Origin of the sequence: Candidatus Nitrospira neomarina (assembly GCF_032051675.1) — a bacterium.
GTDB classification, from domain to species: domain Bacteria; phylum Nitrospirota; class Nitrospiria; order Nitrospirales; family UBA8639; genus Nitrospira_E; species Nitrospira_E neomarina.
The window spans coordinates 1,205,891-1,229,039 of the sequence record NZ_CP116968.1; the positions used below are offsets into that span (position 1 = coordinate 1,205,891).

20 protein-coding genes are annotated in these 23,149 nt (G+C 48.1%); 6 read left to right on the forward strand and 14 right to left on the reverse strand.

Annotated features, from left to right (window positions below):
- Positions 1–13: 13 nt before the first annotated feature.
- The 6 genes from PQG83_RS05365 to PQG83_RS05390 form a co-directional block, all read right to left on the reverse strand.
- Entirely contained in the window at positions 14–643 is a 630-nt protein-coding gene (locus PQG83_RS05365; protein WP_312747594.1) for a phosphoribosylanthranilate isomerase, read from the reverse strand.
- A 151-nt stretch (positions 644–794) separates the two neighbouring features.
- Positions 795–1,640, reverse strand: coding sequence for an indole-3-glycerol phosphate synthase TrpC (gene trpC / locus PQG83_RS05370; RefSeq protein WP_312747596.1), 846 nt, complete (start codon positions 1,638–1,640; stop codon positions 795–797).
- Positions 1,637–2,662 (reverse strand): anthranilate phosphoribosyltransferase, encoded by a 1,026-nt coding sequence (trpD, locus tag PQG83_RS05375; protein WP_312747598.1) that lies wholly within the window; start codon positions 2,660–2,662, stop codon positions 1,637–1,639. Before trpD ends, trpC begins: the two co-directional genes overlap by 4 nt.
- 40 nt (positions 2,663–2,702) lie before the next feature.
- Positions 2,703–3,290, reverse strand: coding sequence for an anthranilate synthase component II (locus PQG83_RS05380; RefSeq protein WP_312747600.1), 588 nt, complete (start codon positions 3,288–3,290; stop codon positions 2,703–2,705).
- A gap of 21 nt (positions 3,291–3,311) precedes the next feature.
- A complete protein-coding gene (gene trpE, locus PQG83_RS05385; protein WP_312747602.1) occupies positions 3,312–4,808 on the reverse strand; it encodes an anthranilate synthase component I in 1,497 nt (498 codons plus the stop codon).
- Between the two features lie 153 nt (positions 4,809–4,961).
- The gene (locus PQG83_RS05390; RefSeq protein ID WP_312747603.1) at positions 4,962–5,645 is read right to left on the reverse strand and encodes a LysM peptidoglycan-binding domain-containing protein; all 684 of its coding nucleotides are present in this window, start codon (positions 5,643–5,645) and stop codon (positions 4,962–4,964) included.
- A 209-nt stretch (positions 5,646–5,854) separates the two neighbouring features.
- On the opposite strand from PQG83_RS05390, the gene PQG83_RS05395 reads away from it, so the two are divergent.
- From PQG83_RS05395 to PQG83_RS21130, 4 genes are all read left to right on the forward strand, one after another.
- A complete protein-coding gene (locus PQG83_RS05395; protein ID WP_376753574.1) occupies positions 5,855–6,811 on the forward strand; it encodes an AAA family ATPase in 957 nt (318 codons plus the stop codon).
- Between the two features lie 95 nt (positions 6,812–6,906).
- Entirely contained in the window at positions 6,907–8,802 is a 1,896-nt protein-coding gene (locus tag PQG83_RS05400; RefSeq protein WP_312747605.1) for a hypothetical protein, read from the forward strand.
- Entirely contained in the window at positions 8,777–10,564 is a 1,788-nt protein-coding gene (gene ligA / locus PQG83_RS05405) for an NAD-dependent DNA ligase LigA (protein ID WP_312747607.1), read from the forward strand. Before PQG83_RS05400 ends, ligA begins: the two co-directional genes overlap by 26 nt.
- 53 nt (positions 10,565–10,617) lie before the next feature.
- Positions 10,618–10,896 carry a BRCT domain-containing protein gene (locus PQG83_RS21130; RefSeq protein WP_312747609.1) on the forward strand — a complete coding sequence of 93 codons (279 nt, stop codon included), beginning with the start codon at positions 10,618–10,620 and terminating at the stop codon, positions 10,894–10,896.
- A 146-nt stretch (positions 10,897–11,042) separates the two neighbouring features.
- Here PQG83_RS21130 and PQG83_RS05415 read toward each other — a convergent pair whose 3' ends face one another.
- The 3 genes from PQG83_RS05415 to PQG83_RS05425 all read right to left on the reverse strand — a co-directional run bounded on the left by PQG83_RS05415 (position 11,043) and on the right by PQG83_RS05425 (position 14,573).
- A complete protein-coding gene (locus tag PQG83_RS05415; protein ID WP_312747611.1) occupies positions 11,043–12,314 on the reverse strand; it encodes a hemolysin family protein in 1,272 nt (423 codons plus the stop codon).
- A gap of 251 nt (positions 12,315–12,565) precedes the next feature.
- Complete coding sequence (locus PQG83_RS05420; protein ID WP_312747613.1) at positions 12,566–13,234, reverse strand: septal ring lytic transglycosylase RlpA family protein; 669 nt, start codon at positions 13,232–13,234, stop codon at positions 12,566–12,568.
- Between the two features lie 103 nt (positions 13,235–13,337).
- Positions 13,338–14,573, reverse strand: coding sequence for a hypothetical protein (locus tag PQG83_RS05425; protein WP_312747615.1), 1,236 nt, complete (start codon positions 14,571–14,573; stop codon positions 13,338–13,340).
- Positions 14,574–14,740: 167 nt separating this feature from the next.
- On the opposite strand from PQG83_RS05425, the gene PQG83_RS05430 reads away from it, so the two are divergent.
- Together PQG83_RS05430 and PQG83_RS05435 are read left to right on the forward strand one after the other, a co-directional pair.
- Positions 14,741–15,163, forward strand: a complete 423-nt coding sequence (locus PQG83_RS05430; protein ID WP_312747617.1) for a sll1863 family stress response protein — start codon at positions 14,741–14,743, stop codon at positions 15,161–15,163.
- Between the two features lie 189 nt (positions 15,164–15,352).
- The gene (locus tag PQG83_RS05435; protein WP_312747618.1) at positions 15,353–17,764 is read left to right on the forward strand and encodes an endonuclease MutS2; all 2,412 of its coding nucleotides are present in this window, start codon (positions 15,353–15,355) and stop codon (positions 17,762–17,764) included.
- Here PQG83_RS05435 and queG read toward each other — a convergent pair.
- The 5 genes from queG to PQG83_RS05460 all read right to left on the reverse strand — a co-directional run bounded on the left by queG (position 17,698) and on the right by PQG83_RS05460 (position 22,856).
- Entirely contained in the window at positions 17,698–18,783 is a 1,086-nt protein-coding gene (gene queG / locus PQG83_RS05440; RefSeq protein ID WP_312747619.1) for a tRNA epoxyqueuosine(34) reductase QueG, read from the reverse strand. The genes PQG83_RS05435 and queG overlap by 67 nt on opposite strands.
- A gap of 33 nt (positions 18,784–18,816) precedes the next feature.
- Positions 18,817–19,356, reverse strand: coding sequence for a hypothetical protein (locus PQG83_RS05445; RefSeq protein ID WP_312747621.1), 540 nt, complete (start codon positions 19,354–19,356; stop codon positions 18,817–18,819).
- 163 nt (positions 19,357–19,519) lie between these two features.
- The gene (gene groL, locus PQG83_RS05450) at positions 19,520–21,169 is read right to left on the reverse strand and encodes a chaperonin GroEL (protein ID WP_312747622.1); all 1,650 of its coding nucleotides are present in this window, start codon (positions 21,167–21,169) and stop codon (positions 19,520–19,522) included.
- Positions 21,170–21,246: 77 nt separating this feature from the next.
- A complete protein-coding gene (locus tag PQG83_RS05455) occupies positions 21,247–21,564 on the reverse strand; it encodes a GroES family chaperonin (RefSeq protein ID WP_312747624.1) in 318 nt (105 codons plus the stop codon).
- A gap of 251 nt (positions 21,565–21,815) precedes the next feature.
- On the reverse strand, positions 21,816–22,856 hold the full coding sequence (locus tag PQG83_RS05460; RefSeq protein ID WP_312747626.1) for an RNA polymerase factor sigma-32: 1,041 nt from the start codon (positions 22,854–22,856) through the stop codon (positions 21,816–21,818).
- Positions 22,857–23,149 lie beyond the last annotated feature (293 nt).

A 23,149-nucleotide genomic window follows, 5' to 3' on the forward strand; every position in this document is an offset into this window, starting at 1 on the left:
AGCGATGGAATGGCTAACACACAAGACGAACCGATTGGATAAAATCCCGAATTTTGGACGGATCTTTTCGCCCAGGACTCTGTTCCACACCGCTACTCACATCGACCCCATAGGGTTGCACTTGGCAAATGGCTTCTTGAACATTTTCAGGAGTTAATCCTCCTGCCAACAGCATGGGAACGGCGTTGGCTACTTCGCCCGCAAGTGACCAATCGGTCGTGTGCCCGGTTCCTCCGTACGCGGTAGGAGAAAAGGCATCAATGATAAATCCTCTCACGCCTATCCGTCCTTTCCATTCTGCCAATGCGAGATAGCTGCTTCTATCCCTGAGCCGAATGGCGCGTAGCACTGGACGCTGTAGCGATTCACAAAAACCGGGAGATTCGTCACCGTGAAGTTGTGCCAGACTCAATCCGCAGTCATCAAATACGCGCTTCACCATATCGAGATCGTGATTGACGAAGACACCCACTGTCACCACAAAAGGGGGAAGGCTGGCAATGATATGTTGGGCGGTCGCAGGTTGGACATATCGAGGGCTTTGGGCGTAAAACACAAAACCCAACGCGTCGGCCCCTTCCTGTACTGCGAATTCGGCATCTTTCTGATTCGTAATGCCGCAAATTTTTATTTTTGTGGCCATAAGGACATTCGCCGTTGGTTGGGGAGGTTCGTGAGCACCTCGGTATATGGCTTCAGGCCCATTTTTTTTCTTGTCTAGAGAGACTTCTCAATAATCTGACCGGTCTTTCGCAAAGAGAATAGGTGAGTCGAGAGTCCCCCGCCATCGAATCCTAAACCCAACGAGTGGTGGATGCTTCTTGTTTCGGAGATGGAGGGGGATGTAGTAATTCCTGAATTTTGGCTTGAATCGAATCTGCGCGCAATAACGACTCACCGATCAACATGGCTTTGGCTCCGGCTTCCAGTACCCGCATAACATGGTCACGGTTGTGGATACCACTTTCACTGACAATTAGTGTGTCTGCCGGCATACGTTTGGCCAGCCGCTCGGTGACACTCAAATCAGTTTGAAAGGTTTTGAGATCCCGGTTGTTGATGCCGATAAGTCTGGCCAAGGGCACCCGTTCAAGGACGGTATCCAATTCCCGTTCATTATGGACTTCAATGAGCACATCAAGTGACAACTCTTGCGCAACGGTAAAAAAGTCTTCAAGCTGGAATCGATCCAATGCGGCCGCAATCAGCAACACACAGTCCGCTCCATAAGCCCGCGCTTCATAAAACTGAATTTCCTCAACCATAAATTCTTTATTGAGCGTAGGAAGGTGAACCGCCTCTTTGACATTGTGCAAATACTCCAAGTTCCCCTGAAAGAAATCCTGATCGGTGAGGACGGACAGGGCACTTGCTCCATGATCTCGATATTGCGATGCGATGGTCACCGGCTCAAATTGATCGTGAAATTCCGGTCGCATCAGGCCCTGACTGGGTGAAGCTTTTTTGACTTCGGCAATTAATGCCGGAGCTGTTGACGTCCGCCCTGCCTCTAATGCTTGAATAAAACCCAGAGGTCGAGTTCGATCAACAATGCGGCCCTTGAGTTCAGCCAGATACCCCCGACTCTGTTTTCGACGCAATTCGGCTTTTTTATGTTCGAGAATACGCGAAAGAATCATGCCGCCAACTTTTTGGTCAGGGAAATGAGTTTGTCCAACTTTTCAAATGCGGCCCCATTGTCCACCACACGACCGGCTTCTTCATATCCTTCTTTCAGCGAGGTCGCTTTCTGGCAGGCGATAAAGGCCGGTGCGGCATTCATCAACACAATATCCCGTTTGGGACCCTTTCGTCCTCGAAAAATATCGCGAATGATCTGGGCATTGTCTTCCGGGTTTCCTCCCAACAGTTCTTTGGGTGTAACCGGGTGAAGACCGAAATCTTCCGGCCCGATGGAATAGCTCAGTACTCGTCCTTTTTTTCCTTCAGCAATCCCTGTGCGACTGGTTAATGAAATTTCATCCAAACCGTCCATCCCATGAAGGACAAAGCAATGCTGTGTGCCCAACCTTACTAGAACCTGAGCCAACTTTTCGGTGAGGGCTTGATCATACACTCCCAAAATCTGAATCGTAGCCCGTGCGGGATTGGCTAGCGGTCCCATGATATTCATCAAGGTACGGATCCCCAATTCCGACCGAGGTTTGGCGCAATGCTTCATCGCTCCGTGATACAGCGGTGCGAAGAGAAACCCAATGCCAATTTCATTGATGCAATCGGCAACCTTTTCAGGAGACAAATCGATATTCACCCCAAGGGCGGCCAACACGTCTGCACTCCCTGATTGAGAGGACACGGAGCGATTTCCATGCTTGGCGACCGTCATCCCTCCTCCAGCTACGACAAAGGCGGCAGCCGTCGAGATATTGAACGTGTGGCTTTTGTCCCCACCGGTTCCACATGTATCCACCACCTGAGGATCGGCAATTGGGATCCGAATTGCCCGCTCGCGCATGGCTCGCACTGATCCGGTGATTTCATCTATCGTTTCGCCTTTTATGCGTAACCCCATTAAATAGGCTGCAATTTGAGCCTCAGTGGCTCCTCCCTGCATGATTTCCCGCATGGCTTCCTCCGCTTCGAGTTCTGAGAGGTCGAGGCCCTCGGCTAATTTGGCGATGTGGTCTTTGAGTAGAGGCATGTGACCAGGCTCATGGACAGATGACAGGGAAGTCTTGGACTTAGTGGTCGGTTGAAGAGCAAACGGGTAATAATAAAAAATTCCGCAAAAGGTCCATCCCTGACGAGGTGAGAATCGACTCAGGATGAAATTGCACGCCTTCCGCTCCGGTTGAGGTATGTCGAAGTCCCATGATTTCCCCTTCCACAGTTTCGGCTGATATTTCAAAGTCCGTGGGTAAGGTTTCACGCTTGACGATTAAGGAATGATATCGGGTGGCTTCAAAAGGATTCGGGAGGCCTTCAAAAATTGTTTTTCCGTCATGATGGATCATGGAGGTTTTCCCGTGCATAAGTCTGGGGGCTCGAATAATTTGACCTCCAAAAGCATAGGCCAGAGATTGATGCCCGAGACAGACACCAAATAGCGGAAGACGGCCGGCAAAGTGCTTGATGATGGCAACAGAAACGCCCGCCTCGTTTGGCGTACAGGGGCCGGGGGATATTAATATCCGCTCAGGCGACAGGCGGTGAATGTCATCGATGGTGAGGGCATCATTTCGAAAAATCTTGAGATCGGCTCCCAACTCTCCAAGATATTGGACAAGATTGTAGGTAAACGAATCGTAATTGTCGATGACCAGGATCATACGGGTTCTTCTCAAGCCTTTTTACGCTAGACCATGTTCGGCCATTTCAATGGCTCTCATCATGGCGCCGGCTTTTGTTCGAGTTTCTTCATATTCACGGGTAGGGTCAGAATCGGCGACAATTCCGGCACCGGCCTGAATATAGGCCTTTTGTCCTTGAACGACGACCGTACGAATGTTGATACAGGTATCCATATTCCCGGAAAAACTAAAATACCCGACCGCTCCCGCATAAGGTCCCCGACGAGTGGGTTCCAATTCCTCAATAATTTGCATGGCTCGGATTTTCGGCGCACCGGACACGGTCCCGGCCGGAAAACACGCCTTCATAACATCATAGGCGGTGTATCGCGGATCTAATTCTCCTTTGACTTGAGACACAATGTGCATGACATGGGAATACCGTTCGACTTTCTTGAACCGTTCAACTTTGACTGTTCCGGTTTTGGCCACTCGGCCCACATCATTGCGGCCTAGATCTACCAACATGACATGTTCGGCTAATTCTTTGTGATCGGATAAGAGATCCTGTTCCAATGCGTTGTCAGCTTGCGGCGTCTGGCCACGGGGACGGGTTCCGGCAATGGGTCGCACCACAATGTTGCCTTCTTCGCATCGCACAAGGATTTCCGGAGAAGATCCCACGAGTTCGATGCCGGCAATGCGTAAATAGAACATGTAGGGTGAGGGATTGAGCACCCTCAAGGCTCGATAAATCTCCAGGGGATCAGTGTGGATGGTGGTTTGCCAGCGTTGAGACATGACACCCTGGATGATATCCCCAGCCTGAATATATTCCTTGGTTCGAAGCACCATTTTTTCAAAGTCCTCAGGAGACAGGTTGGATTGAAATTTGAGGGGTGCACGTCGAATCGAGGCCGTAGGTCGCCGGCTTGGTTTATGAAGTTTGGCAATGATTGATTCAATCCGCTTGATAGCGTCTTGATAGATCTGGCGAAGTTGGGTCTTCTTTGCAGAAGTAATATGGGCATTGGCCACGACTTTGAGGGTATGGGCGACATTGTCAAAAATGAGTAAGGTGTCCGTAATGCAAAACGCAAAGAGGGGAGTTTTAATCCCGGGTTTCGCTCGAGACGGAACCGGCTCAAAAGACTTGACCACGTCATAACCCAAATAACCCACGGCACCACCAACAAATCGGGGCAAACCGGGAACGACAACCGGAAGATACTCTGCCATGGTATTCTGAATATGGTCCAAGGGGTTGCCCTGCAGCGGGACGCGGTGCTGTTTCCGGCCTTTTTGGGTGACCACTTCGCCGTTCTCCTCCCACAACATAACGGAAGGGTGACTCCCCAGGAAGGAATATCTTGCCCAGTTTTCTCCCCCTTCGATACTTTCAAATAAAAAGGCATTGGGTCCCGTATTAATTTTGGAAAATGCGGATACAGGGGTCTCGAAATCCGCCAGAATTTCTCGATAAAGGGGGACGAGGTTTCCTTGTGAGGCGAATTGGCAGAATTCCTCAAAACTCACTGAATAATAAGCATTTTTCATGGGTTTGACGGTAGCATATGGCCTATGAGGTGTCAACGAAAGTGCGGGTGAGACACACGTCTTCTCGTGGGGAGAACAAGAAAAGGCCGGAACCGAAGGAAGCGGTTTTCCTTGGGATTCCGGCCTTAGCTTGAAGAATGAATGGAGCTGAAATTACTGACCGCTGACGATAAGCTTTTGTCCAACGTGAATGGTGTTATCCGTCAACTGATTCCAGGCTTTGAGATCACTGATCGATACGCCGTACTCTTTGGAAATCCGGTAGAGGGTCTCGCCTTTAGCGACAATATGTGACCCTTCATCAAGACTTCCCATGGTATCCATACTTGGTGAATCCAAAGGAATGGTGTCCCCCAAATTCAAATCCGAATCAAGTTTGGTCATATCTGAATCTTTAAAGTCCAGATCATTCAGCCCAAATTCCGAGATCGAAGGTTCGGAAAGTTTCAAATCATCTGATTTTCCCATCCCTCCCTCTCTTACACGCGAAAGTTCGTCATGGGACCGGTTCAATTGGTCGCGCAACGCTTCCATTTCGGCATTTAAATCTCGGTTTTGCGATTCCAATGACCCCAGTTGTCGTTGCGTGTCTTGATACTTCACATTTAATTCACCGGTTCGTTTTTCTTCTTGCGCTAAAAGCCTTTGGAAATTTAATGCACGTGCCTTCTCGGCTTCGAACTTTTCTGTACTGACGCATCCGGTCAAGACTCCGCTACAGACCAGTACGCCAGCTGCAATTTTCAGGTATCCAAACCAGCCCGATGATTGGGGATCTCCTTGATGTCCCCCGAACAATGGTTGCACCATATTACGCGTTCCTCCTCTGAGGTTCATATGTATCCCTCCTTTAGGGACAATGGTCAATAACGAAAAGGCGAACATCTCCACCATCTGGTCACCTTTTGCTACACAATAATTCGGAATAGGGATAATGTCAAACAACTATTTTGCACACCAGCAGAAGTTATCGAACACCACGATTCATTGACCATAGAAAAATGGCTGTGATAATTTCACTTACCATTTGCCTTCGTCCTTTTTCTATGACCTCTCCATTTTCACATTCTGCAGATCCTTCGGTAATGCACATCGGGCAGGTTGCGCTTCGCCTGGCCCGTCCCCTCACACAGACGCAAGCCTGGATGGGCGATCAAGAAATTTTACGTCAGCTTCTCGCCTGTTGGTTTATCGTTGATGAACGAGATGTGCCTTTATCACCCAGAATTATCGGTCAACCGGGTGTGGGGAAGACCACACTCGCCATGGCGGCCACTCAGGAGCGAAAGCAGGAACTTTTCATTTATCAATGTACGGCTGATACCAGGCCGGAAGACCTTCTCGTCTCCCCGGTCATTTCTGAGGGAGGCACGATTACCTATCAAGCCTCTCCTTTAGTCACGGCTATGGTAACCGGCAATGTCTGTCTGCTTGATGAAGGCAACCGGATGAATGAAAAGAGTTGGGCCTCCCTTGCCTCCCTGCTTGATCACCGTCGCTCGGTCGATTCGGTCGTGGCGGGTGTTCAAATTCATGCGCATGAGAATTTTCGATGTTGTGTCACGATGAATGAAGATGCCTCGACCTATGAGGTGCCGGATTATATCCTGTCTCGCCTGCAACCGACGTTGAAAGTTGAATTCCCTAATAAGGAACATGAATTGGCCATTTTGCGGTATCACCTCCCGTTTGCCTCTGCTGAATTAATCACGCTCACGGTGAATTTTCTTCAAAAAGCGCATCAACTGGATCTTCCGTTCTCCATTCGGGACGGGATGCATATGGTGCAATACGCGATGAAACGGATGGCCCAAGACCCTCACCATCCCGTGGCCCGTGATCCGGCTTGGCGGGAGGCTCTGATCAATGTTTTGGGAGAAGAAGCACAAGACCTGGATGTATTAGCGAAACGGCGGTCCCAAACCCTGCACGGGCATGCTCTCCCGAAAGGATTGGGGGATTTTTTCTTTGAAGAGGATCATCCCCTGCACCCTGACCAGTAGGCCTTCAGACCTGTGACCTTAGGTGACCCTGATGCACGGCCCATCCTCTAATTCTTGAGTGGGAAAGCCTTCCCGCTTTTCCTCCAGGACACACCATGACTCTCTCAGCCTTGATCCCAGACACGATCTTTGCTCTCTCTTCTAGGATTCACGTCCTGCCTGTCGTGCATGGAAGTGGAGATATGGCTCATGTCGTCCGCGAGATTTTTGTGTCCCGCCACATTGATTGTGTGGCTCTTCCTCTCCCACCATCGGTGCAATCCTTCGTAGAAAAGGGAATTGACCAGTTGCCTGTTGTCAGTTTGGTGGTCCTTCCAGAACAACATGATGATGGAACCTCGAGCTGCTCTTATGTGCCGATTGATCCCTGTCAACCGGTGATTATGGGGATTCGAGCAGCCATGTCGGAAATGATCCCCCGAGCCTATGTCGATCGTGAGGTCCGGCGCTACCATCCCGTCTCCTGGGTCGGGCCTGATCCTTATTCTTTAAAGGCCGTGCCTTTGGCAGCCTTTTCTGCTGCCACCATGCCTTTTTTGCCGCCTCCACAAAACCCCTCTTCTCGTTGGGACCGGATCCGTTGGATGGCTTTTCGACTTCATGAACTCGAACTGGACTTTTCGGCTATTCTTTTTCTCTGCCCAATGACGGATTGGCCCTGGCTGCGTCAGGCCTATCACGAGCGGATGCCGTATATTTCACCCGAGCAGAACTTCAGTCTTCCCGAGTGGTGGAAGGTCGAACCATCTTCCCTCTACTTTGTGTTGAGCGAACTACCCTATGTCACTCATCTCTATGAACAACGAAGGGAAGAAGCCCGTGCCGATACGCATTTGGCTATTGATGGCATCAAAGAACTGGTTTTGGAAGCACGGGCCAGGTGGCTGGCGTCTCGTTCCCCGATTATCGCGCACGAAACCAATTGGGTCACCCCACAATTATTGCAACGCTATTTTCAATATGTGCGGAACCTGACACTCCTCGAGCATCGGCTTAAACCGGATTTGTATACCTTGGTTCTCGCTGCCAAGCAAATGGCTGGAGATGAATTTGCCCTCAGGTTATTGGAAACTGCGAAAATCTATGACTACCAAAATCAACCATCCGTATTGGATACCAGGTCTGGTGTGTTGATGGGAATTGGCGAACTTCAAGACCCTGGGGGCAACATTCTCCCCGCTGTGAATCGGCTGCAAGGTGACCCTTTTGTTTGGCGCCGTGTCACTCTCCGGCCTGATCCCTCAAGGCCCAAAACACAAGCTTGGGCACAACAATGGAATCCTTCCCGCCAGTGTTCCTGGCCTCCGGAAGATCAGCGCATTGAATCTTTTGCATCGCATGTTCGACAGCATAGTCGACAGGTCTTGGGGGCAGATTTAGGCAGGGTTGAACGATTTAACAACTCCCTGGAAGATGGAATTGATCTGCGGGCGACTTTGCGCCAGTGGGCTATTACCCCACAACGATCCGTGCGCGATATTCATGTCAAAGTGGTTCCTCCTATGCGGGGAACTATTGAAGCGTTGGTGTTTTTCTTTGAGGTGCCGGCTGATCCTCAGAAGTTTTCCTGGCAAACGACCTGGTATGCCGAACATCAAGAAGAGTCCACTCTCAGTTTTTACGCCACCCCCTTTTCGCCGAACATGGTCGGTCCAGGAATCGGGCAGGCATGCTATGGAGGCGCACTGTTCCTGTTTCCCCCCCGCCTTATTCCTGATATATGGGAAAATCCCTTATTCGATTTTGCGACATCCCTCGAAGAACGATTGCTGGCGGGAGCCTGTGCCCATTCACAAGAACCCGTTGTAGCTGTCGTCTCGCCGGTTCCGCTGACTTGGGCCTGGCGAAAGATGGCCCGTCGCTTCGGGCGGAAGCTCCTGCCCATTCCCTTACATCGGTTTTCAGGGCAGACGATTGCTCGCCTACGCCAATTTCATGTGTTAAATGGGCACGAAATCCGAAGTTATGCATCCAAATTTATTCGAGAATAATCCTGACGAGGCAGGAGGAGAGGATTCCTCCAAGACTCCTCAATCTCGTGCTGTGCCACACGCAAAGGTTCAACTGAAGCTTGATAAGTTAAAACATGCCATCCGTCGACATGATGAATTGTATTATGTTCGAAGCCGGCCGGAAATCTCTGATGCTGAATATGACCAACTCTTTCGAGAACTCCAAGCCTTAGAGAGCCAATACCCGGACCTCAGGACACCTGATTCGCCAACCCAGCGGGTCGGGGGTGCGCCACTTGCCCAATTTAATAAAATTAGCCACGAATTTCCTCTTCTTAGCTTGGACTCGGAAATGGATGAAGCACGCGTATTGGCTTTCGATCAGCGGGTTTCCCGGGAATTAGACGTGCAGCATCCGAGCTATTCGGCTGAACCCAAATACGATGGATTATCTGTGGCTCTCACTTACGACCATGGCATATTTATACGAGGTGCGACGAGAGGAAATGGGGCTATAGGGGAGGACGTGACGCACAATCTTCGTACCATTCGTGCCTTGCCATTACAGTTGAAGGAAGGCGGGACTTTTCCCTCCCATATGGTGGTGCGGGGTGAGGTGTTTATGAAGCTCCAGGATTTTCACACATTGAATAGACGCTTAACCGAACAAGGGGAAGAACCCTTTGCCAATCCGCGCAATGCGTCATCCGGAACATTGCGCCAATTGGACCCGGCTATTACCGCGACCCGCCCGCTGACCATCACCTGCTACGATTTCATGAGCTCGGGGTCAATTAGACCAAGCACTCATTATGAAGCGGTCACGTGCCTAGAGGCATGGGGATTACCCGTCCCTCAATTTCGTCGGTACTGCCCCTCCATTCAGGAAGCTCTGGAATTTCATCGGGAAATGTTTGAACGACGGGACTTCCTGCCGTTTGAAATTGACGGTATCGTCATTAAAATTGACCGGTTTGATTGGCAAAAGGCTCTGGGCGAAAAGTCACGCAGTCCCCGATGGGCCATTGCCTTCAAATTTCCTCCGAGAAAGGAACTGACCAAAGTTCAGGAGATTGCCATGTCGGTCGGTCGGACCGGGGCGCTCACTCCCATTGCCCTATTGGACCCGGTAGAAATCGGTGGTGTGACGGTGAGTCGGGCCTCATTGCATAATGTGGAGGAAGTAGCCCGTAAAGATGTCAGGGTGGGTGATACCGTAAAAGTCGAACGGGCAGGGGACGTCATTCCAGATGTGGTGGAACGCGTGCCCGTGCCGGGTGAAGAGCGTGGGGCTCCTTTTCAGCCGCCAACGACCTGTCCGGTATGTCAGTCCCATACTATTCAGGAAGGGCCAATTCTGTACTGTACCGGCCAAACGGTATGTTCAGCGCAACTCAAAGGATCGCTTGAGCATTTTGCGTCAAAAGGGGCCTTGAATATCGAAGGGCTTGGAAAAAAAACGGTAGCACAGTTGGTCGACAAGGGCTTCGTCAAGGATTTATCTGATCTGTACACATTAGGGATTGAGGACCTTCTTCAATTAGAAGGTTTTGCAGACAAATCCGCCAGGCAACTTTTGGAAGAAATCGAAAAAAGTAAGGAGGTTCCCTTCGCGCGGTTTCTGATTGGGCTCGGCATACGTCATGTGGGGACTCATATCGCCAGAGTTTTGGCCAAAAATTTCGGTTCACTCGACAATTTGAAGACGGCTACCGAAGAGGAACTTCTGCAAATCCGTGACATCGGACCAGAAATTGCTGCGAGCGTGACTCATTTTTTTCAAGAATCCCGTAATATTTAATGGTTTGGCAACGCATGGAGTCATTGGGAGTTCGTGTTCAACAGGAAGCCAGTATGTCAGAGGCGCACGCTCAACCGTTGAGAGGGAAGATATTCGTGTTAACCGGGACGTTGACGGGCTATTCCCGTCAGGAGGCGAAACGCAGAATTGAAGAGTTAGGTGGACGTGTCACTTCCAGCGTCAGTAAGCAGACAGATTACCTCGTAGCCGGCGAAGACCCCGGCTCTAAATATGACAGGGCCACCACATTAGGAGTCAGAATTTTAGATGAAAATGAATTCTCCTTATTTATTGGATCCGGGAATACTCTACCTTCATCATCCAACGAGTAAGGTTTTTATCGAATAATTATTGCTAAGGTTTTGTCTCATCGTAAACTAGCGTGTGTTGCAAGAAAGGAACAGATCAATTTCTTTATTAAGATTGAGCGATGTTAAATTTTACCAACAGAACACGATATACAACTGGGAAGTTTTTGCTAGGATTCTGAAGACACTGTAGACGGTTCGGTGGGAGGCGTTTCGGGAACAGGCTCTTCCTTGATGATCTGGACACCTTTGATAGAGCGTTCATCAGCTTCTTGGACAATTAAAAGGCAATTGTCCGTTTGCACTTTCTCGCCAACAGCAGGAATATGGCCTAATTCTTCGAGGATAAGTCCGCTAATGGTATTTTGCTCTTCGTCGAGTTCGACCTTAAGAAATTCATTAATGCGGCGAACTTCGGTTCGCCCATCCACTAATATTTGATTTTTTCCCGTCCGGCGAATCCATTCTTCGTGGAGATCGCCTTCGTCGAGAATCTCTCCCACTACTTCTTCAAGAAGATCTTCGACGGTAATTAACCCCATCACTCCCCCAAACTCATTGACCACGATCGCAATATGTCGTTTTTCTTGTTGGAATTGCCTCAATAAATCATCAGCCGTTTTGGTCGAGGGGATGAATAATGGCGGTTTCGCTAATGATTTGAGGGTGAGGTTTGTATGACTTTGCGCCAGTTCCATCAAGGCATGATTGCGATAGAGAATGGCGGTGATATTGTCCGGATTGCCTTCGTAAATGGGAATCCGTGAATATTTCGCTTTAAATAATTCTTCCCGGGCTTCTCCAAGTGTTTGATTGCCATCGAGGGCGAACATATATATCCGCGGCGTCATCGCATCTTCAGCCGTCACGTCATTAAAATCAAACACGTTTTTAATCATTTTCACTTCATCTGTTTCCAAGACCCCCGCTTTTCCTCCGGCATCGAGCATGATCTTGAGTTCTTCTTCCGTGATAAACGGAACGGTTAACCCCCGACCACCTGTGAGTTTTAAAATAAACGGTTCCAAGAAATAGAGAAACGGAAAAAATAATTGCTCGAGAAGATATATGGGGTATGCCAGTAATTGCACGGCCGTTTCAGAATATTTGGCACAAAGCGTTTTGGGTACGATTTCACCGAATAACAGGACCATAAAGGTTAAGAGACCCGTTGCGACAGCCACGGCCTCAGACCCAAACATGCGAATGGCAATCAAGGTTGCCATGGAGGCCGCCATAATATTGACTAAATTATTACCAATCAGAATTGTCGAGAGAAGGCGTTGTGGATTTGACCGTAATTTCAGGGCAAGTTTTGCCCCTTTATGGCCTTCATCGGCCAGGGTTTTTAACCGGCTTTCCGTTATTGAAAAAAATGCAATCTCCGCCCCGGAGAAAAAAGCGGAAAGTCCTAGACAAATAAGGACGGCGATAAAATCCATAGAGGGCTTAACGAGCTCCGACGTGACAAAGATATGTCGTTACAGCAAGTAAAGCTGCAAGATCTGGTAGTCCGGTCTTGGAGGAAGTTGGTATCAGAAGAGTATGAGAGGGATTCATAATAAGGCCAAAAGTCTCATTGTTGATGAGAGGTTTTGAGCCCTCAGTACTTGAATTGGGTTCAAAGTACCATAGGGTATTGGTTTAAGGCAATTATACCGGATGCATTATCAGATTAGATCTTTTATTTCAGTCAGTTACCTTGTATCAGAAGAGAATCAAGGTCGAATTGTTTTTCCAGTTCTATCGCCACGATTTTGGCCTTTTCCTGAGAGGGAAATGTGCCGATTTGAACACGGTGCCATTGTCCAGATGGAAGGTCCACGGTCGTCAATCGTATATTGGGATAGTGGTAAGCCAGTTGTTCATGCAAGGCGACTGCTTGAGTTAAAGTCGAGAAAGAGCCTACCTGCACCCAATACCGATCAGACCCTCCCTTCGACATATTGCCTGAACTTGCCTTTGTCGATTTGAGGATTGTTAAACTGACGTTTTCCGTTCCTCTTCCGATCATGGCCAACTCCCGGGCAGCTCCATAGGACAGATCAATGATCCGACCCCGAATAAAAGGACCACGATCATTGATGCGAACGGTTACTGATTTCCCGGTATCGAGACTTTGAACGAGAACCTGTGTTCCAAAGGGTAGCGTAGGATGTGCGGCCGTGAGTGCCCACATGTCATAGGGTTCACCGTTGGCAGTCGGATTACCATGAAAACTAGGGCCATACCAGGAAGCCACGCCTTGTTCAAACGTATCCGGGATCATTGGCTCGGTTTGGGATTGGCCACCTGCACATCCAGCCATGAGCAGGAAAGTCAGGATAAGACAAATCCTTTTGACTGGAATACCACTATTCATGACCCGTAATCCCCTCCGGAGTGTGAAGGGAAGGTGATTTTTTTCGAGTTGGATTTCTTGGGAACCGCATGAGCCCATGGACTGACCTGACGGCCATGAATCCTTAGGGAGCCTGGTCCATGGTTCGGCGGTCGACAAAGCGGTAGCTCTGTCGATTGAACACCGGATATACTGAAAAGATGGGTGTTCCACAGGGGACAACTGCACTGTCAATGCCACGGCTTAATTGCAGATGGAGATTTATGAAGTTGAAACTTAAGCCTTCTTGCCAGGGTTGAGATAAATTGTGCACATATGATTCAACTTTATCGGAAGCGTACGTTCTGGTCATGAGGCCCGCTCCTCCTTGCAATCCATAATCGGGGAGATCCGGCGCACCTTGGATGAGGAGTGAAACCATAGAGGCATCGAACCACACCTTGATATTACAACTAACCTGGATAAAGGGTCCCAAACTACCGGTGTGTTCTAAGACGGCCATGGGGTAGACCAGTTCTGGTGGGAGAGAGGGGTCGGTTTGAGAGGCTTGGGTGATAAACTCTGGGTCCTTGATGCCCGATACAGAGAAAAAGATAAGATTCGGATCGTGGAGATCCACATCCAGCACTTGGCCGTCATGGTAACTGCACAATTTCCCCATCTCATACCGTAAAGGAAATGAATATCCCATTTTTCCATAAAAGATTCGAATCCCAGCTTCCAACGGATCTTCCGGGCTTCGACTGATTTTTAAGTCAAAAGGTAAAACAATATGAAAAGCATTCGTCCGGGCATTGATAAATGGAGCGCAGGCACCGGGAAATTCTTTATGGATCGCCAGATTGTCCGGTTCAAACTTTTTCGCCGCTCCACCAAAATGCTGGGCAGTTTTTGCCTCTTTAGTCAATCGATATTTTTCTTGATAGTAGGCCGAGGCCCGCTTTTGTGCGGTTTCGAGGAAATATTCAGGGATATCGGTTTCGACAATTAAGCTTTGTCGATCTGGAGATTGTGCCCGGGCAACCTTCATCGCCTCATTGTAGCGATGAAGATCACTTTGAGTTTTTCTGATTAAATGCTCAAGGTCCCGTCCTAATTCAGGATCGTGGTAGCGTGTTTGCGGTAGAAGTTGGTAGGCTTTTTGCAGTAATTCTAATTTCATGGTGTAACGTTTGGGTTCAGCAGAGAAGACCGTCGCTATGGCCATCAACAAATTAAATTGTTCCTCAGGAAGGAGGGACAATTTGTTCAGGTCGTTCTCCTTGACAAATGCCAAACCTAAGGGACCAAAGGCTTCCTCCTGGCGTAGGTGGAGGGTAAGGAGATAGTTGAGATAGGCGCGAGCGTCTTCTTGAGTCATATGGATCCTTATTTTACGGGATGGCATTCTAAGGAAAGTTTGTTATTGGAGCAAGGCTCGTATGAATTTCCATACAATTTTCGTGGAATCTTGTTGCTTTGACAATCATGAGAATCATCAAATTTGAACTTGCGAGAAAACAGGGTTTTGGGAGGAAGGGATTTAATATGCGCCAAGCCTTTTTGCTAATAACCAGAGGTGCCGCCTCTATGCTGGGAATGGGATGGATTTTGGCCTGTCTGTTCCTGGGAAGCGGAGTGGCATTTGTTTCGGCAGAGGATACAGCTGGCAAGAAATCAGGATCGGTTGCAGCTAGAGGAGACGAATTATCCACGGAGAGTCTGAATAAACAAATTACTGATTTAGAAACACAAATTCAGAAACTTCGGGATCAAAGCATCGAACTACAAGAAAAAACCCGAGCCAAACTTCAAGCCCAACTCGATAATTTCAAAAAGCAACAAGATAACCTCATTCCTCGAATTGAGCAACTTCGTGACAATAGTGAAACCGCTTGGCAGGACATCAAGGAAAACATTCAAAAGGCCATTGAAGATCTCAAGCTTTCGGTTGATTCTATGAAAAAATAACGTTGGGCACGACTCTCGGGTAGTCTTCACCTTTGCAGTAAATTACTTGCCAGGGACCCTTGGCTTTTATATCCTTCCCGTATAATTGGCTTAATCACTCTTTTTCTTGAAAATCTCAGGCTAAATCCAATGCTTGCATCGATTGGACCGTCTTTTTTTACTGACGCGCGATAATAAATGGTGCCTCGCATGGTTCAACACACAGAACAGGTCTTGGAATGGCCTGTTTTAATTGATTGTCTTGCCAATGAAGCCGCCTCCACGATGGGGGCTGCGCGCTGTCGTGCGCTCGTTTTCGCAGCTGACCTTCAAACTGCCCGCATCCAACAACAAGAAACGACAGAAATGGTTGATATCCTCGAAGGCACTCATCCTTTGCCTTCCATGGTGTTTCCAGATATCAGAAATGTTCTGGCACGGGCTGAAAAAGAAGGAGTTCTGGACGGGACGGACCTTCGAGATATTGCTTTGGTTATAGGCCTGGGGCATACGATCAGACATCACCTGGAGATTCATGGCTCCTCCTTTCCGATGATCAGAGCTCGTTGTGAAAAACTTCAAGAACTGATGTGGATCAAGGAAGTGATTGATTCGTGCATTGATCCCAACGGCCATCTGCGAGAATCCGCGAGTCCTGAGCTCTATCAATTAACACAGAAACGTCAGGGGCTTCGTCACACCATGCGTCGACAGTTGGAAGGGATGTTGGCTTCTCAAGAATATGAGGATCTTCTTCAAGGACATTACTTTGCTGAACGTGAGAACCGATACGTCATTCCGGTAAAAGCCGAACGACAACACGCGATTGATGGGATTGTCCATGACATTTCCGGTAGTGGAGCCACGGTGTTCATTGAACCCCGTCATCTCATCGAATTGAATAATTCCATTAAATTTGCTGACTTGCAGGTGGCTCAAGAAGAACGGCATATACTGCAAGATTTGTCCAGTCGTGTCGCAGGACATGTTAGAGCCATCCGTGAAAATTTGTCCTGCTTGGCCGATGTCGATTGCCTCACGGCCAAAGCACGCTTAAGCATTAAAACGCAAGGCTCTCCCATCCACCTTACACAAGAACATTGTATTGATCTGCAACAAGCCAGGCATCCACTTTTGGCGTTGAACAAGGAACACGTCATACCCAATTCCATTCGTATTGAGGGCGATACCACAGTTCTCGTCATTTCTGGACCAAATGCGGGTGGTAAGACGGTGTCCCTGAAGCTGGTGGGATTATTCGCGATGATGGTGAAAGTTGGGCTACACCCGACTTGTGGCCCAGATTCTAAGATGGCCCTTTTTGGACGGGTGTTTGCGGATATCGGGGATTCTCAAGATCTCAGTAAGGATGTATCCAGCTTTTCGGGCCATATTCTCAATATGATTGCCTTATTGAAAAATATCGGATCGCCAGCGAAACCAGCGAGTAGGGATATCCTTGTACTTCTGGACGAAGTCGGTAGCTCGACAGATCCTATTGAGGGCGCCGCATTAGCTGAAGCCCTCTTAACCCGTCTTTGCGAATTCGGATGTACGATTATCGCGACCACGCATTATCCCACCTTGAAAACCCTTGCTTTTCGAAATCCTCATGTTCGGAATGCCAGTCAAGAATTCGATACGGTTACTCTCGCTCCAACGTACCGGCTCATAGACGGAATTCCTGGGGGGTCTTCAGCCTTGGAGATTGCCGAACGATTGGGGTTGGATTCTACAATCATTCAATCTGCCCAACTTTTGATACAAAGACAAGACTATGATCTTGATGCAATCTTCCGGGCGCTGCAGAACACACATACTCGATTGGAACGTGAATGTGAACAGGCCAAACACCTTCGTCAAGAAGCACAACATTTGTTTGATGAGGCGGAAATCACCCGCAATCAATTGCGGGCGCAGGAACGAGAAGACCGGCAACGATATCGGAAGCAGTGGCAACAAGAATTCTCCAAAGCACAACGGCAACTTAATCAAATCATCAATGACTTAAAAACGGACAAAACTCTTTCGAAGGTTCGGTCTATCCAGCAAACCATTGGTTCGGTGAATCAAGAAATGCTTTCCCGCCTCCCAAATAATCCCCTGGAATCATCTGAGCCTCCACACGAAGGGGACCTTGTGGAAATTGATCCATTGGGAACGATAGGAATCTTGCAGGAAAGTCTTGAAGGGAAAAAGCAGGTATCCATTCGTGTGGGTACCCAGACAATTAAAACCGCTCCTTCAGCCGTACGTCGAGCAACGGCTTCTTCCAGCAATAAATCTTTGTCAGGGCCACAACAATTGAGCCGGAAACGGTCTCTCTCCCCAATTTCTACTGAGACGAGTCGCCCAAGCTCTCATCAGGTAACCGGGCAATATCAACAGGAACTGTGTATTCGTGGATTCCGTCTGGACGATGCAATGGAGATGACGCTTGCGGCCCTAGACCATGCCCTGGTCACCCAAGCCAAATATCTTAAAGTCATCCATGGCCAGGGTTCTGGCGCACTCAAAACAGGAATTCGAACTTTTTGTCAATCCTCTCCCTATATTCAAAGCTTTCGATCCGGAGATCCAGCGGAGGGAGGAGACGGTGTGACCGTGATTGAATTGCGGTAAGGAATCCGTGGAGCGTGATTATTGAGTCCAATCTCTACATTTCGGATAAAGCCCTCATGCTTAGGGCGGCGCAAGGGGCTCCCTGTCGTGAGTGATTGAAATTCATCTTTTGTCAGATTAACCAATTCAGGTAATTGGGGATGTAATGTCCATGGAAATGGCTGGAATCCTGGCTCCGTAGTGGCTTTTGCATTCACATTAAAAGGACAAATATCCAAACAATCGTCACAGCCAAAAATCCTGTTGCCTATTTTTTTTCTCAACTCGGTTGGCAGGTCATCTGCACTACCACGATATTCAATCGTCAAATACGAGATGCATCGTTCGGCATCAAGGAGGTAGGGTTCCACGATGGCTCCAGTGGGACAAGCCTGAATACAGAGCGAGCATGTTCCACATAAATCCATTGCAGGTTCGTCACAATCCAACGGCATGGTCGTTAGAATTTCTCCGAGCAACAGCCAAGACCCAAACTCGGTGGAAACGATATTGGTGTGTTTGCCGATCCAGCCAATGCCGGCCTCCTGGGCCCACGGTTTTTCCATGATGGGCCCCGTATCCACATAGCTCCGGGTCTGAATATCCGGTACGTGTGTGTGAAGGAAATTTTCTAACTGTCTAAGCCGGTCCTTCATGAACCCGTGATAGTCCTTCCCCCAGGCATATCGGGCAATCCGTCCAGCCGCCTTTGACTCATCCGGCGTATGACCGGTGTAGTAATTCATCCCCACGACTACCAGGGATTGGCAACCTGGAAGAACTTCCTCTGGGTTGGAGCGGCGTTTCGGATCCTTGGCTATCCATTCCATAGTTCCATGAAAGCCTAAGTCCAGCCATTTTTTTAGGCGCCCCCATAACCGCCAAGTAATCGCTTCCTCTGCATGGGAAATCGTATTTTGAGCCGGAGGTAAAGGGGTGTCGGATAGAGGCAGTGGCAGACGAGCAATTCCAACTGAATCAAAACCTAAACGGATGGCTTCTTCTTTGATGGTATTGGCTGGGATCGAGTGAGGAGACATGAGTGCTACTTCTCCTCCGGAGAAAAACGAGATTTATTTTTGCCCAGGTGTTCCCGGATTAGCAGGAGGAACATTGTTCGCACAATTAAACATCACGATAAATCTTCCCGTACATTGCTCGGTGGTGCAAGCTTGACATGAGCCGACAATTGATGTTTTCCAGTCGGTCTGTTTCTCGTCAAATTGACAAGAAGTTCCCCCTCCCTTGGAAATATCAGCCCACGGTTCGGGATATCCAGGAAACTGGGCAACAGCACAGCCATTGGGAATGGGAACTCGACATTCAGCCTTGGCCTCGCCTTTTACCATACCAATGGTACAATTCGCCTCTGTTCGCGACTGGGCATCGGCTGCTTCACCCTTATTGTTAAGTCCAAGCAAGCCGTTTTCGGTCACAAGAAAAACCACAATTGCCCACATCAATATCCGGTAGGTTTTTGTTTGACCAAAAATGAACTTGATTGTGTTTGAGTATAAATTCATAGTTTGCTGAATCTGGATCAAAGGATGGGGAATGTAGCACCGATACCATAGAAAGGTTTTATAATGATGGATTTCCTTATACCACATCACCCAAACAATCTGTCAAAAACTATTTCCTTATGGAGGAGGGCAACTATCAATTTATTTAGAAGTTTACTGTCTGATCGGCGAAGGAATTAAAGATTCAAAAGTAGAAAACCCCCTGGAGGATTGAATCCTCCAGAGGGTTTTCACTAAATTCGTGAGTCGGATTTTAGAATCCGCCCATGCCACCCATGCCACCCATGCCGTGATCATGACCGCCAGGCATCCCAGCACCCTCTGATTTCGCTTCTGGGATTTCAGTGACCATAACTTCCGTAGTGAGCATGAGAGCCGCAACACTAGCAGCATTTTGCAACGCGCAACGTGCCACCTTGGTTGGATCAATCACACCGGCCTCGACCATATCCACAAATTCTCCGGTTCCGGCATTGTACCCTCGATTGGTGGATTCAAGTCGAACTTTTTCCACAATAATAGAACCTTCGGCGCCGGCATTGATAGAAATTTGTCGAATGGGTTCTTCCAGGGCTCGCTTGACGATATTCACGCCAACCTGTTGATCGTGGTCTAATTTCATTTTATCCAGAGCCGGAACACAACGAAGGAGAGCAACGCCTCCGCCCGGAACAATGCCTTCCTCTACGGCGGCTTTCGTCGCATGAAGGGCATCTTCCACACGGGCTTTCTTTTCCTTCATTTCTGTTTCCGTTGCGGCGCCTACATTAATTACAGCAACGCCACCAACCATTTTCGCCAATCGCTCTTGTAATTTTTCCCGATCGTAATCGCTTGTGGTTTCCTCAACCTGTGTTTTAATTTGCTTGACACGACCTTCAATTCGTTTCGGATCTCCAGCTCCTTCCACGATTGTAGTATTGTCCTTGTCAATGTTCACCCGTTTGGCCCTACCGAGGTCTGTCAGCTTCACACTTTCGAGTTTGAGGCCTACTTCTTCAGAAATTACTTGCCCGCCTGTCAGAGTGGCAATATCCTCCAACATGGCTTTTCGTCTATCACCAAAGCCAGGAGCCTTAACGGCTGCCACATTCAATGTGCCACGAAGTTTGTTGACTACCAGTGTTGCCAGGGCTTCGCCTTCGACATCTTCAGCAATAATGACTAACGGTTTCCCCATCTTCGCAACTTGCTCCAGAATAGGGAGTAAGTCTTTCATGGCGCTTATTTTCTTTTCAACAATCAGCAAGAACGCGTCTTCCAATGAAGCTTCCATTCGATCTGCATTGGTCACGAAATAGGGAGAGATGTACCCGCGGTCAAATTGCATTCCTTCGACTACATCTAAGGAGGTCGACATGGATTTGGCTTCTTCTACGGTGATGACGCCATCTTTTCCCACCTTATCCATTGCTTCGGCGATCAGGTCACCAATGGTGTGATCATTATTGGCGGAGATTGAACCAATCTGAGAAATTTCCTTTTTAGTCTGGCAGGGCTTACTGAACTTTTTCAATTCTTCAATCGCAACTTCAACAGCTTTATCAATTCCCCGCTTAATCTCCATTGGATTGGCGCCTGCCGTGATATTTTTGACCCCTTCACGGTAAATGGCCTGGGCCAATACTGTCGCAGTCGTGGTCCCATCACCAGCCGTATCACTTGTTTTACTTGCCACTTCCCGAACAAGCTGCGCGCCCATATTTTCATACGGATTCTTTAACTCGATCTCCTTGGCTACCGTCACGCCGTCTTTGGTGATGGTTGGGGCACCAAATTTCTTGTCGAGAATCGCATTCCGGCCTTTTGGCCCTAATGTGGCCTTTACTGCATCTGCTAATTGATTCACTCCGCTCAATATAGACGCACGTGCCTTTTCACTGTATTGCAACTGCTTAGCCATACATATCCTCCTTTAAAAACATATTTTAGTGATGTGGAATGCCACTTAACAAAGTGAGTTTGAACTTGATGGTGGTGTTAATTTTCGAAGACGCCCAAAATATCTTCTTCTTTCAAAATTAAACAGTCATCGTTTTCAACTTTAATTTTGGTTCCAGAATACTTATCAAACAGGACTTGATCGCCAACTTTCACATTTTCAACATCAGGGCCTGCAGCTTCGATAGTACCTCTTTGTGGTTTTTCACGAGCTGAATCCGGGACGTAAATTCCCCCTGCTGTCCGCTCTAATTCTTCCGTGTAGGCTACGAACACACGATCCCCTAAAGGACGGAATCCCTTCGAGCTGCTCCCTTCTTTGGTTTCCTTCTTTTCCTTCTCTTTTGTGGCTGCCATGTCTGCCTCCTTCTTTGGTTGTTGCTAATTGAATGAGAAAATGGTGAGTACTAACTTTTAGGATGACGCACACCTGTTTGATGTTTCAAAAATGTGTCAACTGCAGGGAAAGATAAGTCTGGTTGAATTGAAGTCAAGAGGGAAAGATAAGATTTTCAATAAGGACGAGAGGCGGAGGTCCATTCTTTAAGAAAACAAAGCACCATTAATTCTTGAGATAAACGATTTCGTACGTATATGAACTTACAATACTATTTTCTGAGATGTTCAAAATCCTGAATATCTTTTTTCATAAGCTCTCGTAACTTCTTGATTATTTTAGCCTCCAGTTGACGAGTCCGCTCTTTGGTAATCATATATTTTCTTCCTAAGTCTTCTAAGGTCACAGGAGATTCCGATAGGAGTCGATTGCGAAGAATGTCCTCCTCTCGCTCTGATAGTGTTTGTGCAAATTCTGCTAACTTTTTTCGGAAGAGAAGACGCAACTGTGTATCAGCCAATTGGTCATCAATGGGAGCCTGAGTAGAGGGAAGAAGGTCATGAAAGGTGCCTTCTCCCTCCGAAGTCATTGGCTGATCGAGGGAAAGTTCCCAACTTCCTAAACGTTGATCCATTTCCACAACATCTCGTTCACGCACATTTAACCGGTCTGCCAGTAACTTTGGATCGGGGACATAGCCTTGTCGTTCCAATTTGGCTTTTTCGCGACGAAGGTTATAGAAAAGGCGTCGTTGCTCCTGGGTTGTGCCTATTTTGACAAGACGAAAATTATTGAGGAGATACCGCAGCACAAAAGCTCGAACCCACCAGGCTGCATAGGCATAAAAGCGAACATTTTTTGTGGGATCAAATTTCTTCATGGCCTGCAAAAGCCCGACATTCCCTTCCTGGATCAGGTCCATTTGATCAATACCGGCAAGACCATATTCCGAGGCGATGGAGACACACACACGAAGGTTAGCTAAAATTAACTTCACTGCAGACTCTCGTGTCCCTAATGTCTGATATTCATGAAAGAGTTGAAGTTCTTCCTCTTTCGAAAGGAATGGATACCGGCGGACTTCGGCTAAGTATCGACTGAGCGTTGTGGTCGGAGTCAGTGCGGTTGAGACTGGATCCCACTTCGCCTGGCCTTCGGAGTCCTCTTCAGGTTTAGGGTGGTTCTCTTGTTCCTTGGCATCCTCAAGGATGATCTCATCACGGACCTCTTCATCAGGTAGTTCAGAAAGAGATTTTTTGACCACGACGTCGATCACATCGGGAGTCCGCTTTTTGGATGATTTCTGTGTCATGCTTTGGCTTACTGATCTAGAAGGCAGGGTATGCCCTATTCTTCTGATATATTGTAATGAATTTTTCTTGGATCACCAAACGCATTGACGAATTTTTCCAATTCGAGGTGAAAAAGAGGTCTCAGAATTTCCCATTCAGAGAAATATTGTTTATTTCAGGGAAATCTTTTTATAGTCTGGTCTTGCCTACAGATTTAAAAAACTATGCAGAAAGGCCTCCCATGCCCTTGAAAGAACCATGTTAAAAGAGGTATGCCAGTCACTTCGTTCCGGGCATTGGCCAACTCTCCTTG